Raw genomic sequence first — 13,171 nt, forward strand, 5'->3', positions numbered from 1 at the left:
AATATCTCCCCATGGCGCACCTCCTAGAGCTCGATGGCCCCGCCCTGGCGGCCTGGGCCCGGCGCGCGGCCAGTCACCTTGAGGCGCGCAGCCCGGAGATCAACCGCCTCAATGTCTTTCCCATCCCCGATTCGGATACTGGCTCGAACATGGCCCACACCATGCACTCTGCGGTATCGGCACTGAGCGATCTCCCGGAGGACGCCACCGCCGCGCAGGTGACCGCCGCCCTGACCCGAGGCGCGGTGGCCGGAGCGCGCGGCAATTCCGGCATGGTGCTCTCCCAGGTGCTACGCAGCCTGGCCGAGGAGTCGGGCGATGCCCTGCGCGCCGCCGAGGTCACCGCCGCGCTTGGCCGCGCCCTGGAGCTCGTCAGCGATGCGATCACTCGGCCGGTGGAGGGCACCGTGCTCAGCGTCCTGCGCGCCGCCGCCCAGGCGGCTTCCCACCAACAGATTGAGGGCGACGACCTGCACCGGGTCGTGGCGGCCGCCACCGACGCCGCCCACCGCGCGTTGGCTCGTACCCCGGCGCAGCTGCCCGCCCTCAAGGGGGCCGTGGACGCGGGCGGGCAGGGCCTGGTGGTCATTCTCGATGCCCTGCTGGGAAGCCTCGCTCCGCCCACCACGGGGCCACACCTTGAGGTCATGTTCTCCTATCGGGGCGATTGCGCCGCGCTCCGGCGATCCCTAGAATCCCTGGGCACCAGCCTCATCATTGCTCCGGATGGCACCGGCAGGGCCGGCGTTCACATCCATTCCCGGCGCAGCGGCGAACTCATCGAGCGCGCCTTCGTCCTCGGAGAGGTCACGGATCTGCGCCTCGAAGCCCTACCGGAGACCGTTCGGGCTGAGGAACCCGGTGTGATCGCCGTGGTGCCCACCGGCAGCATGGAGCGCCTTTTCCGCGATGCCGGGGCCGAGGTGATCGCCCCGGGGGCACGCCCGCACCGGGAAGCCATCGTGCTGCCCAACGGTCTAAGCGAGCTTGGCGGCCCGCAGGTGGTGCCCACCACCCGGCTCGTGGAGGGGATCGCGGCGCTCGCCGTCTACGATCCGGAGCTGCCGCGCGATAGTGCACTTCAGGTCATGCGAGAGACTGTGGCGGCCATGCGCACCGCGGACGTCCACGACCCGGAGACGCTCTCGGCGACCTGTCGCCAGCTCCTGCGCTCGGGCGGGGAACTCGTGACCCTGCTCGTGCGCCCGGATGTCACCATCGACGCCGCGGCATTGCGCCGGGAACTCGGCGTCGAACTCATGGCCTACCGTGCCGATAACCTCGCCGCCGCCGTGGAAGTCGGGGTGGAATAAATGCTGGGTTGGAGCGATCCGCGCCCGCTGTCTCACGTCCTTCCCGCCAAGGAAGCGCGCGCCCTGGCCAAGAACCTCGGCGTGAACACCGTCGCGGAGCTTCTCGAATACTATCCCCGCCTCTACTCGCGTTACGGCTCTGGGGTGAGCGTAGCGGGAGCCGAGGAAGGCGAACACGTCACCTGCGTGGGGCAGGTACGCCGGGTACAGGAAAGCTATACCCGGGCCGGGAAATTGCTCACCCGTGTCACGCTGACCGACGGCACCGAGGAACTCATCGCCACCTTCTTCCAATCGCGTTGGATCAGCCAGCAACTCACCCCCGGCACCCGAGGTATGTTTTCCGGCAAGCTGCGCTACTTCCGGGATGTGCCCCAGCTGCAACACCCCACCTACGTGCTCCTTGGCCCCATCGCACGCCAGGGCACTGGGGAGCACGTGGCGGAGATTCTTGAGGAGCGCGATTACCTCCCGATCTACCCGGCCCGCAAGACGCTGACCTCGTGGCGGATCATGGCCGCGGTGGAGCATACACTCGCGGCCTTACCCCCCATACCGGAATCCCTCGATGAGGTTCCCGCCGACCTCGTGAGCCTCGATGCGGCCGTGCGCGGCATCCACCAACCAGGTCCCGAAGGCCCCCAACCCCACCGATTCCGCCTCAAATACAACGAAGCCCTGGCCCTGGCCTGCGTTATGGCGCTGCGCCGCGCCGACGCCTCCCACCGCGAGGCTCCGCCCAGCCCCCCGCGCGCGGGCGGCCTCCACGACGCGCTGCGCGCGGCGCTTCCCTTCGATCTCACCCCGGGCCAGGAGGCCGTGGTGACGGAGATCTCTCGTGATCTTAGCCGCCGGGTGCCCATGTCCCGCCTGCTCCAGGGGGAGGTCGGCTCGGGCAAAACCATCGTGGCCCTGCTGGCCATGCTCCAGGCGGTAGACAGCGGCCACCAGTGCGCCCTGCTCGCTCCGACGGAAGTGCTGGCCACCCAACACGCGCGTTCCCTCACGGAAACGCTCCTGCGCGCCGGGATTGCGGCTTCGGTAGTGTTGCTCACCGGCTCCATGAGCACCGCCGCGCGCAAAGAAGCCTTGCTGGCCGTCGTCTCCGGACAGGCGGACATCGTGGTGGGCACTCACGCGATCATTCAAGACGCCGTGGAGTTCTTCCGGTTGGGCCTCGTGGTGGTCGATGAGCAGCATCGATTCGGTGTGGAGCAGCGCGATCGGCTTCGGCTCAAAGGAGGTAACCCGCATCTGCTCGTGATGACGGCCACCCCCATTCCCCGTACCATCGCGATGACGGTCTTTGGTGATCTCGAGGTATCCACCCTGCGTGAGCTTCCCGGGGGGCGTCGCCCCATTCGCACCTGGATTGTGCCGGAGTCTAAGCCCGCCTGGGTGCGGCGCGCCTGGGAGCGCATCCGCGAGGAGGTGGCCGTGGGTCGCCAGGCCTACGTGGTGTGCCCGCGTATCGAAGGCGAGGGCGGGGTGACCGAGGTGGCCGAGCGGATTCTGCCTGAGCTGCGCGTGGAGGTGTTGCACGGCAAACTCCCCGCGGCGGATAAGGAGGACGTGATGCGCCGCTTCGCCTCCGGGGAGATCGACGTGCTGGTGTCCACCACCGTGGTCGAGGTGGGCGTGGATGTTCCCAACGCCACGGTGATGATGATTATGGAGGCCGAGCGTTTTGGCATCTCCCAGCTGCACCAACTGCGGGGCCGGGTGGGCCGCGGTGGTTTTTCCTCCCTGTGTTTCCTGGTCACGGAGAGTACTCCGGAGGATCCGGGCTGGGCGCGCCTAGAGGCCGTGGCGGCCACCACGGATGGGTTCGTGCTGGCGCAGCAGGATCTGCGCCTGCGGCAGGAGGGCGACGTGCTGGGCGAGGCGCAGTCGGGGCGCAACCGGCAGATCCGCCTGCTGGACCTGTTTGAGGATCAGGACGTGATCGAGCGGGCGAATAGGGATGCTGAAGTTCTGGTGGCGCGCAACCGAGCGGTGGCAGAGCGCATTGCCACCGATATCGCGCCGGATAGTCAGGAGTTCTTGGAAAAAAGTTAGAGTGGTAGCTTATGGCACGCATTATTTCCGGGCAGGCCCGGGGACGCACCCTCAAGGTGCCCCCACAGGGCACGCGCCCCACCTCCGATAGGGCAAAGGAGGGGTTGTTCTCCTCCCTCCAGGTGCGCTTTGGCTTCGAGGGGAAAAGGGTGGCGGATCTCTTTGCCGGCAGCGGGGCGTTAGGCTTGGAGGCCGCCTCGCGGGGGGCCGCCCAGGTGGTCCTGGTGGAATCGCACGCGCCCGCGGTGCGGGTCATCAGGGATAACGTGCTGAAAGTCGGGCACCCGGATATCCAGGTGGAGGAGGCCAAGGTGTCCACCTACCTAGCGCGCGCCCCGCGCGGGTTCTTCGACATGGTGCTGGCCGATCCCCCCTACGACCTCGCGGATGAGTCCGTGCGCGCCATGCTTGAGGCCCTCATCCCGGCCCTGGCGCCGGGGGCGGCGGTGGTGGTGGAGCGGCACCGGCAATCCCCGGAAACCGAGTGGCCGGAGGGCTTTAGCCCCACCGAGCAGAAGCTCAAGAAGCGCACCTACGGCATCGCCCGCATGGACATGGCGGTGTGGGGGGAGCCGGAATGAAGGCGGTATGCCCCGGTTCCTTCGACCCGGTTACCCTGGGCCACCTGGATATCTTCCAGCGCGCCGCCGCCCAGTTCGAGGAGGTCGTCGTGCTGGTCACGGCCAATCCACACAAAAGCAGCGGGCTATTTAGCGTGGCGGAGCGCGAGCGGCTCATCGAGGATTCCGTGGCACACCTGGGGAACGTGAGTGTGGATCACTGGGGAGGGCTCCTGGTGGATTACACCACGGCGCATCGGGTGACCGCCCTGGTCAAGGGGCTGCGCTCCTCCCTGGACTACGAGTACGAGCTGCCCATGGCACAGATGAACCGCCGTCTTTCCGGCGTGGACACCTTTTTTCTGCTCACGGATGAAAAGTACGGGTACATTTCTTCCACGCTGTGCAAGGAGGTAGCCCGCTATGGCGGTGATATTTCCGGGCTGCTGCCCCCGCACGTGGCGGAGGCGGTGCACGCCAAGTACGCTCGGCGGTGAATCCGAGCGGAAAGGAGGTGGCGCTTGTCCCGCGACCGCAGCGCGTGGAAGATGAGCCCGGAGCGGCTCCGCGAGCATCTTATGCTCCGAACCCGCGCGAGGAGAATCCCCGATAAGAAGAAGCAAGCAAATAAAAGGGCCTGCCGTACGGTGGGCCCTTGGCCTTACTTCAGGAGCGTGGACAGGAAACTACGGGTGCGATCCTGTTGCGGGGCGTCGAGTACTTGTTCCGGCGACCCCGCCTCCACTACGGCGCCGTCGGCCATGAAGACCACCTGATCGGCTACCTCGCGGGCGAAACCCATCTCGTGCGTGACCACCATCATGGTCATGCCTTGGCCGGCCAGGTCCTTCATCACGCGCAGCACCTCGCCCACCAGTTCCGGGTCGAGGGCGGAGGTGGGCTCGTCGAAGAGCATGAGTTTAGGCTCCATCGCTACCGCCCGAGCAATGGCCACTCGCTGCTGCTGGCCGCCGGAGAGCTGCGCCGGAAAGGCCTCGGCCTTGTGCGCCAGACCCACCTGGTCGAGCAATCCGCGGGCCTTATCCCGGGCGGTGTGGGGATCCATGCCCTTGACGTGGATGGGGGCCTCGACGATATTTTCGAGCACCGTGCGGTGCGGGAAGAGGTTGAACTGTTGGAATACCATGCCGATCCCGGAGCGCTGTCGGGCGGCCTGGCGCTCGGTGATCTCGTAGAGCACCCCGTTGCGCTCCTGGTAGCCGATGAGCTGGCCGTCCACGTAGAGCCTGCCGGCGGTGATCTTCTCGAGGTGATTGACGCAGCGCAGCAGGGTGGACTTGCCGGAGCCGGAGGGGCCGATAAGGCAGGTAACGGAGCCGCGGGGGACGGTGAGGTCGATGCCTTTGAGCACGGGGAGCCTGCCAAAGGACTTCCACACTTGACGAGCCTCGATCATGGGCGTGGTCATGTCTTATTTCCTCCGGTTATCCGCGTGGTTGATCACGCTAATATTGCGGGGCAGGGCACCTTCCGCATCCGCCAGGGCCGCGAGTTGCCGCCCGGTGAGCTCCCGGGTGGAGCCGCGCTCGTAGTACTTTTCCAGATAGTGTTGGCCGATCATGAGCAGCGAGGTAATCACCAGGTACCAGGTGGCCGCGACCATCAGCATGGGGACGGGGGCAAAGAGGGCATTGGCGATATCGATGGAGCGGCCGTAGAGCTCCTGGGTATAAGGGATAGCTACCACCAGGGACGTGGTCTTGAGCAAGGAGATGAACTCGTTGCCAGTGGGCGGAATAATGATCCGCATGGCCTGGGGTAGCACCGTGCGCCGCATGGTCAGCCACCATCCCATCCCCAGGGCCTTCGACGCCTCAAATTGTCCCTCGGGCACCGCCTGGATGCCGGAGCGCACGATCTCCGCCATGTAGGCGGCCTCGTTGAGTCCTAACCCGATCACCGCGAGAAGAAAGGCGTTACCGAGCAGGCTCTCCAGGTTCACCTCCGCCGGGCCCACTCGGATCACCTCGTAGAGCGAGCCCATCAGACCCCAGAACACCAGCTGCACGTAGATGGGGGTGCCGCGGAAGACCCAGAGAAAAAGCCAGGATACCGCGCCGAGTACCGGATTGGGAGACATCCGCATGACGGCCAGGGCCACGCCGCCCACAAGGCCGATGAGCATGCTCAGCATGGTGATGAGCAGGGTGTGGCCGGCAGCGGCGGCGATGCGGGTGTCGAAGAGGTAGGAGCGATACACGTCCCACCCGTAGGCCTCATTGGTGGCGGCACCGATGAGAACCCAGGCGGCCAGGGCCAGCACGAGGGCGGCGGTGAGCCAGCGCCCGGGGTGCTTGAGCGGCACCGCCTTGATCGGTGCGGGCTGGGTACTGGGGTTAGGCATGGCGAATCGGCTCCTCGTTGATCGTGGCCTGGGCAAGCAGGCCGTCTGTGATGTTCCACTGACCGAGGATCCTGGCGTAGTCCCCGGTCTCGATGAGATGCTGCATCGCCGAGGCCACGGCGATGCTGAGTTCCGAATTCTTGAGGGTGGCAAACCCATAGGGGGCGGCCGCGATCATCGGGCCAACCTTCTCGATACTGCCGCCGGCCTTCTCGATGGCCCAGGAGGTCACGGGAGAATCGGCGGAGAGGGCGTCGGCCCGGCCCACGACGAGCGCGGTGGCCGCGGAATCCGAGGTGTCGTATGAGAGCACCTCGATGGGCTTTTCCCCCCGAGCCACGCATTCCTCGCTCTTGGGACGCACGTCGTCCGTCTCCGAGACGGTGGTGCGTTGCACCGCCACGGTCAGCCCGCAGGGCTGTGCAGGATCGATGGGGTCCCCGTCTCCTCGCTGCGCCCACTGAATACCCGCGTAGAGGGTATTGACGAAGTCGTAGTTCTCCCGGCGCTGGGGGGTATCGGTAAAGCCAGTCGCCCCCATGTCGATTGTGCCCGCGTCCACGGCCGGCAGGATCTTGGAAAAGTCCTGCTGGATAATCCGCAGGTCCAGGCCCATGACGGAGGCCACCGCCCGGGCCAGATCCATCTCCATCCCGATGATATTTCCTGCGGAGTCCTTGAACTCAAAGGGAGGAAAGGGAGGATTGGTTCCGATAATGAGCGCGCCGCGCTCCCGGATCTCCTGGGGAACCAGCGCCTGCACCTCGGGGGAGGCCTCCGGGGCGATGGATATCCAGCCCTCGGGAGTACCGGGTTCCTCGTTGGTCACGCACCCGGCCAGCGCCATCAGGGCGGCGAGGCCCGTGGCTGCGATCTTTCTTATCTTCTTCATGCATTCTTCCCGCGATCCAGATAGAGAATACCGCCGACGATCGCCGCTCCGAGGGCGATGGCGGCCCAAACCGGTGCCCCCGCATCTGGCATCGGCCCATCCCAGGGCCACAGGGCGCGGAGGGAACCAAGCATCAACCCGGCCATCACGGTGAGGGTCATCGTGTGGTGATCGCGCAGCATTTTCTCTAGGAGCTGGATAAATGCCGCCAAACCCACAGCAGCGCCGAGGATAAATACCGCGATCGCATCCCACTCACGGTGATGTAGCGCTCCCATCACAGGTTGGTAGAGTCCTAGGGTTAGAAGGAGGAAGGAACCCGATAATCCGGGCAGAACCAGGGCGCATACCGCGATCATCGCTCCAAAGAAAACGACAAGGAGCGAAGGATCGGCCACAGGTTCCGCTGTGAATCCTGTGGCGAGGAAGCTCGCGACGGCGCACAGAGCAAAAACGGGCAGGATCAGGGTGATACGACGGCGTATTTCCCCGAGGCCGATCATACGCAGCGGTACGATGAGGGATACCGACACCATGCCAAGAAAGAGTCCCTTGGCTATCCGGGGGTGTCCTTCGACGAAGGAATGGATCCATCCGGAAAAGAAGAAAATAGCGCCCACCATTCCGAGGCCGATAGAGAGGAGAAACGGCCAATCCACGGCGCGGAGGGCGGGAAAAGATCGGGAGCGAGCGGCAGCGATCAGGGCGTTGCCAGCGTGAAGAGCTCGTTGGTAAATGCCCACGATAAGGGCTACGGTGCCGCCGGAGATGCCCGGAACAAGCTCGGCCATGCCGATGCAGGCACCCTTGATAATATTCGCTGCTGCCGCAGGCGGGGAGGGTGTCATAGGGGAGTGGTCGCCTTCCTGGCCATGCCGGTCGCGGTTACTGCCGTCCGAGTCAACCAACCGAAGGTGAAGAACTCGGGATGGATAAACATGGACTCATGCATAATATCCATTATTCGGCGCGGGGCCAATTCCTCGGGCCGATTGCGTGGCGGCGTGGCGGAGGGGTCGCTCCCCCGTGGGATCAGGGGAATGGAATGAAGATCTTGCGCACGATGTGCAGGGCCTTCATCAGAACCTTGATGATCGGCTGCACGGTCTTGTACCCCTGCACGGAACCCTGCACCTGTTCCTTCAGCTTTTCCTTATCGATGTCGCTCAAGGGAGATTTCTTGCCCGGCTTGGGCGACTCGCTGGGCTTGCTCGGTGTGGCGGGCTTCTCCGAGGCGGGACTCTCGTCCGGGGCTGCGGCTTCGCTAGGCTTGGTGGCCTCGTTCGGCTTAGCTGGCTTGCTGGTGTCCTTCTCCTTGGCGGGCTTCTTCTCCTGTGCGGTGCACTGATCGAAGACGCTCTGCTTTTTGCCCAGGAATTCGTTGTCGCTCGTGGTGGTGCTCGGGCACTGGGGTTCGTCGAAGACGGTGCGGTTTTCGTCCAGGAACTCGTTGGCCTGAGCGGGGGCGACGGCCCCGGCGGTCATGGCCACGGCGATGCTCGCGGCGGCAAAGGTGCGCTTCATGGGTAGGATCCTCTCGGCGGGAAGGGGCCAGAATACTGTCTAAAGGGTAGGGTTTTTTCGGGCAGATGCAACCGGACACCCCCAAATGGGTTTCCTCCTTTGGCTATGAAGGTCTACTTTGGTCGATCGGGGCAATGCTCCAATCTCGTGCTTATCGTGAGTTGAGGAAGCGGAAAGGCTTGAACTTGCGAGGGAAAACACGCAGGGTGGTTCTTGTGTCGGTGATGCTGATCCCGGGATTATTCATGACGCTATCAAGGGAAGGCAGATCTTCACCCGGTGTCGTGTGGTCGCAGGCTGGATCGCGACCGTATAACTCTATGAATAGACCCGCACGAAGGGCTCTGCTCGGTGGTTAAGCCTCGCTTCTCCTAGGGAAGCACCGGTGGGAGGTGGTTTCTGGGTTACGGGGCGCCGGCGAAATGAGGGGGAGGGCCAGCCACCACGAGGAACGTAGCCCTACGCTGTGGCGATGATGACGCTGATACGGTGATGTGAATCATCTGTGGTCAGTGTTACGGTTCCGTAGATTTCTGTTGTGCTAGCGTGTTGTATGCGCTTACGAGCGTGACCCTGGTGAAAACGTACAGTGAGAGGTGTATTGAGGATGCATAAGATCCGTCGTTTTGGTGTGTCTGTGGCGGCGCTGGCTGTGGCGATGGGGGCGACGGCGGCACCGGCCATGGCGTGTGAGAAGCACGAGGCGGCGGTCCCTTGCCCCCTCGTGAACGTGGAATTCAAGCCGTCCATCCAGCTTGCGGACGAAATTGAGATCGAGGATCTCGACGAGCTTTCCACGCCCATTGACGTCCTGGGCCAGGCTCGTGAGGCGGCGCAGGGCTTGATTGCCCCGTTTGGTCTTTCTTTTTAAGATCTTGGTATAGGAATGCTCCTTGTTGGCTGGGCTGAGTTATTAGGCGCCAACTAGCGGGGAGTATTTCTATGCGATCGTAACTAGATAGCGACAGTCAGCTCATAGAGACTGCCAAAATGCTAGTTGAGTGGCCTTGTAGCGATATATCAGATAAATGTCGTGAGGAGATATCGCATTGTTCCGGAATTAGAAATTTATATTCGAACCTGGGGTCACTGTCTAATGGGTAGGCCAGGTGGGATATGATGATCTCCTCAATTCGGTTTTTGCGCCGGGTCTGCCAACGCCCAGAGCTCAAGAACCCACGTTGATTTTTCCTGCATTCAGTCCTCTATGAGGTTACAAGCGCTGCTGATCTCACGATCTAACGCTCTGATCTTGATAAGTTGCCGGGGGCTGTCGATGATGCTCTGATGGGTAGCGCATTTCGTGATGATTCCCAGTTCACTTTCCTGGTCGTGCATAAAATGACGTGCGCTCTACCGTGGGATTCGGCTTTACGGAGCCTAGCCTCGGCGTTGAGAGGGCCGCTGGGAGTTCCAGACCTGTACCTCATCGGGCAGCACGCGGGGAGGGGGCTGGGTATTGATATGGGCAAGCGAGCTTAGGGGATAATGTCACGGTTGCAGTAGCTTCGGCCTCGCTCATCCGTGATGGTTAGCTTCATCGAGGCGCGGCCCGGTAGAGGTCAAATCAGCGATATGTCCTGGGAATTCTTAGGGTCTTTTTCCGTGCTTGGGGTTTGGTAGGCGGCGCGGATGATTTGTGGAAAGCCTTGCAGTATCTAGATCGTACGACAGGTGCGTTGCGGGCGCGGTGGTCAGCCCTGCCGGGATTCCGACGGCCTGTCCGTTCTCCTCAGCATCAATGGACTAAGCATTTTGTTAAGTGGATTCCGTTGGGGATCGATAAAAGTGTAGGTAAACGGGTTTCCTCGACTGGAGGGCCGAGGTGGGGTGCAACCAGTGTTTACTGGATGTTCACTACGGTTTTAGCGGTGTGATGGGTTACAGATAGCGTCTCTAGTGATGCTACCTGTGGTACAATATAGCCACAGGGCGTTGTAGATGCCTCTGTGATCAGCATGTACGAGAGGAAATATCCTATGCGGACGGCAAGGTATCTCATTGTCATGGCAAGCCTCTGTGCTACTGCTATACTCACCACCGCGTGCTCGGACAACGGGGCCGAGGAAGCGGAAGCTTCCCACTCTCGAGAAGTCGAAGCTGAGGTGGCAAAGGAATCAGAGGCAAGGATCTCGGAAAGTAAGGCACATGAAGCGGAAATAGGGAAGTTGAAAGCGGAGCGGAAGGAGATAGCGGCATCGATTAGCCGGGAACACGAAGCACGGGAAGCGGAAAAGGCCACGCAACAGCCAGCGGAGCCGCAAGAGCCTGTAATGCCCGCTCCGGCAGCTCAGCAAAGCTCCAATAGCGGCTACCAGCAACCGGCCCCACAGCAACAGGAACCACAATCGCAGCAAGAGCAGTTCCCCGCACCGCCGAACCCTGCGCCCGCAGGATTTGAGTGGGCGGCAATGGGGCCCTATGGTACGGGAAGTAGCACCAACTGTAACCAGCTTTCCTATTCGTGGCCATCGTCAGCGTCTGACTGCTTCCGAATGTCGGATGGTTGGTACTTCTATGGCCTGAGGCAAGCGGTGCGCTAGGATATGATGATTTCCCGAATCCTGGATTAAGGACTAAATATAGTTGTGTAAAATCTGAGTTTAGGTACCCGCCTTCCCATTCTTGAGTAAAAGCCCCAGGAATTAAATGTGGTAAAATCTGTAAAAATTGTTATGGTCAGCGATGGTAAACGACAAGATTAAAATTTCCTGTAAAGTTATGCATTGATATTCGGGCCGCGGTGGCGGACGTATATTCAGGAAGCGTAAAGTGGTAAATAGCAGACTTTCGGGTGGTGGCTGAGGGTCTTTGCTGTTCAGTATTGGGAGTTGGTGGAGCGGCGAAGTAATTTGAACTAGCATATTTACTGTCGGCGTTTCCTCAACCTAGGAAAGTTGGATATCTTTTTAGTATGGAACAAAAAATCAGGGCAAAAGTTTATACGGAATCCGGTACTGTGTATCATGTAGATACGCGGGAAGGGGTACTCCGCCGTGATGGTGGGGAAGGGGGCCTCGCGGTTACGTAAGGACGGGGAAGGTATCACGCTCATAGGTGTCAGCCGTTGAAGCGGCCATCTTTGTGATTCAGGGATTAGCTGAGGGGCGGTGACATTCCGACGCACCAGTCTGGTCACTAAGATTGAATATCGTTGAAATCATCCATCGGGATAGATGATGTTGGCGTGCCGAGGGGTAGGGCACGCCAACATTTTCCACCGCTCTTATTGCGCTAACCTTTGCAAGCTTGGTATGTCTTGGTTGTGCAATCTTCCTCGATTTCTGACAACGGGAGTGCGGCGGGGAAGAATGCGAGATGTCCCTGTCTTGCATGGGCTGCGGGGGATTGCAGTTCTTACGGTGGTGTTATATCATTGCTCCCTGATTTTCTTCCCGGCGGTTTCATTGGCGTTGATATCTTCTTTGTGTTATCGGGATTCCTTATCACTTCTATCCTGTTGAGAGAGGAGGCGGTAACGGGCCGGATAAGTATGAAGGATTTTTTACTAAGGATATTTCGCCGCATTTTTCCGTTAGCGATGACGGTTTTGTTTGTTATCACCGCGGTGGTGGGTTTGATCGGCGAGGATCTAGCGGTGCGTCTGCGGGCGCAGTTCATTGACGTGACATTATTTATAAATAACTAGATTCAGATAGTCTCGGGTAGCTCCTATTTTGATCACTTTACGGTGAATGTTGCGGCGCAGTACTGGTCCCTGGCTATTGAGGAACAGTACTACCTGTTGTGGCCCGTTCTGATCGTGCTTCTTCTCAATATTGGCAGGAATCGGAGGGTTTTGGTGAGGGCTTCGGTACTACTTACTGATGTTTCAGCCGGGGCAATGGCGATGTTTTTTGAGCCTGGTAGTGATGCTTCTTGGGTGTATTATGCCATGCTTTCAGTTTGTTACTGGGATCAGCGCTTGCTGCGATTGTCATGTCGCCGTTCCTGGATAGCGCTGGTGATAGCTTCCCGTTGGATCGCTTGCCAAGGGTGATTCGTCCTTCCATCGGTAATCGGTTGTTCCCGCTTATAGGTTTGGTGGTACTCCTCTCGATCATGCTGTGGGTTTCGGATGACTCACCGGTTGTGTATCGCGGTGGTTTTCTTCGGGGCTTGTCTTGCGGCGGTGGTGCTCGTGGGGTTGCCCGCAAATCGTGGACACGTAGTTAAGCAGCCTGTTGGTTAAGCTGCTTGTTGTTGTCGTTGGTCGTTGATCCGGTTTTCGAACTCTACGGGACTGATCATCCCGATCTTGGAGTGCCGCCTACGACGGTTGTAGACCACTTCGATCCACCGAGCTACTGCTTTGCGGGAATGGCCATCACAAATAACACATAAATACAACCAGCCCTCACCAGTGCGCAGATACGTAATATCAGACATCCAGACCCGGTTAAGTTGCCCCTGGTCAAACATGCGCTTGACCAGGTCAGGCAGCGAAGATTTACGAGCT

The 13,171-nt window shown here is 61.0% G+C and carries 12 protein-coding genes and 1 pseudogene; 6 read left to right on the top strand and 7 right to left on the bottom strand.

The annotated features are described in order from the left end of the window. Nucleotides 1-11 precede the first annotated feature (11 nt). From H7347_RS06720 to coaD, 4 genes are read left to right on the top strand one after another with little or no spacing between them, the layout of a single operon-like run. Entirely contained in the window at nucleotides 12-1,313 is a 1,302-nt protein-coding gene (locus H7347_RS06720) for a DAK2 domain-containing protein (RefSeq protein ID WP_152822557.1), read from the top strand. After that, on the top strand, nucleotides 1,314-3,371 hold the full coding sequence (locus H7347_RS06725) for an ATP-dependent DNA helicase RecG (protein ID WP_152822560.1): 2,058 nt from the start codon (nucleotides 1,314-1,316) through the stop codon (nucleotides 3,369-3,371). Between the two features lie 11 nt (nucleotides 3,372-3,382). Further along, nucleotides 3,383-3,952, top strand: coding sequence for an RsmD family RNA methyltransferase (locus H7347_RS06730; RefSeq protein WP_152822562.1), 570 nt, complete (start codon nucleotides 3,383-3,385; stop codon nucleotides 3,950-3,952). Then, nucleotides 3,949-4,428: a pantetheine-phosphate adenylyltransferase gene (gene coaD, locus H7347_RS06735; RefSeq protein ID WP_152822565.1), complete on the top strand. Its 480-nt coding sequence runs from the start codon at nucleotides 3,949-3,951 to the stop codon at nucleotides 4,426-4,428. The genes H7347_RS06730 and coaD overlap by 4 nt, the downstream gene beginning before the upstream one ends. A 164-nt stretch (nucleotides 4,429-4,592) precedes the next feature. Here the strand turns inward: coaD and H7347_RS06740 are convergent, their stop codons facing one another. The 5 genes from H7347_RS06740 to H7347_RS06760 form a co-directional block, all read right to left on the bottom strand. Next, complete coding sequence (locus H7347_RS06740) at nucleotides 4,593-5,360, bottom strand: amino acid ABC transporter ATP-binding protein (protein ID WP_152822571.1); 768 nt, start codon at nucleotides 5,358-5,360, stop codon at nucleotides 4,593-4,595. A 3-nt stretch (nucleotides 5,361-5,363) separates the two neighbouring features. Further along, nucleotides 5,364-6,296 carry an amino acid ABC transporter permease gene (locus H7347_RS06745; RefSeq protein WP_152822574.1) on the bottom strand — a complete coding sequence of 311 codons (933 nt, stop codon included), beginning with the start codon at nucleotides 6,294-6,296 and terminating at the stop codon, nucleotides 5,364-5,366. After that, on the bottom strand, nucleotides 6,289-7,188 hold the full coding sequence (locus tag H7347_RS06750; protein ID WP_152822577.1) for an ABC transporter substrate-binding protein: 900 nt from the start codon (nucleotides 7,186-7,188) through the stop codon (nucleotides 6,289-6,291). Before H7347_RS06750 ends, H7347_RS06745 begins: the two co-directional genes overlap by 8 nt. After that, nucleotides 7,185-8,036 (bottom strand): DUF368 domain-containing protein, encoded by an 852-nt coding sequence (locus H7347_RS06755; protein ID WP_152822580.1) that lies wholly within the window; start codon nucleotides 8,034-8,036, stop codon nucleotides 7,185-7,187. Before H7347_RS06755 ends, H7347_RS06750 begins: the two co-directional genes overlap by 4 nt. Before the next feature lie 184 nt (nucleotides 8,037-8,220). Then, a complete protein-coding gene (locus tag H7347_RS06760; RefSeq protein WP_152822583.1) occupies nucleotides 8,221-8,712 on the bottom strand; it encodes a hypothetical protein in 492 nt (163 codons plus the stop codon). Nucleotides 8,713-9,319: 607 nt separating this feature from the next. On the opposite strand from H7347_RS06760, the gene H7347_RS06765 reads away from it, so the two are divergent. Together H7347_RS06765 and H7347_RS06770 are read left to right on the top strand one after the other, a co-directional pair. Continuing rightward, nucleotides 9,320-9,583 carry a hypothetical protein gene (locus H7347_RS06765; protein ID WP_152822586.1) on the top strand — a complete coding sequence of 88 codons (264 nt, stop codon included), beginning with the start codon at nucleotides 9,320-9,322 and terminating at the stop codon, nucleotides 9,581-9,583. Between the two features lie 2,505 nt (nucleotides 9,584-12,088). Then, complete coding sequence (locus H7347_RS06770) at nucleotides 12,089-12,361, top strand: acyltransferase (RefSeq protein WP_152822589.1); 273 nt, start codon at nucleotides 12,089-12,091, stop codon at nucleotides 12,359-12,361. Between the two features lie 539 nt (nucleotides 12,362-12,900). On the opposite strand, the gene H7347_RS10965 is transcribed toward H7347_RS06770, so the two are convergent. Together H7347_RS10965 and H7347_RS10970 are read right to left on the bottom strand one after the other, a co-directional pair. Beyond that, the gene (locus H7347_RS10965; protein ID WP_370513935.1) at nucleotides 12,901-13,002 is read right to left on the bottom strand and encodes an IS3 family transposase; all 102 of its coding nucleotides are present in this window, start codon (nucleotides 13,000-13,002) and stop codon (nucleotides 12,901-12,903) included. 15 nt (nucleotides 13,003-13,017) lie between these two features. Next, nucleotides 13,018-13,171: pseudogene (locus H7347_RS10970) on the bottom strand (IS3 family transposase); the annotation flags it as partial.

It is taken from the genome of Corynebacterium sp. zg-331, from assembly GCF_014267345.1.
Classification (GTDB): domain Bacteria; phylum Actinomycetota; class Actinomycetes; order Mycobacteriales; family Mycobacteriaceae; genus Corynebacterium.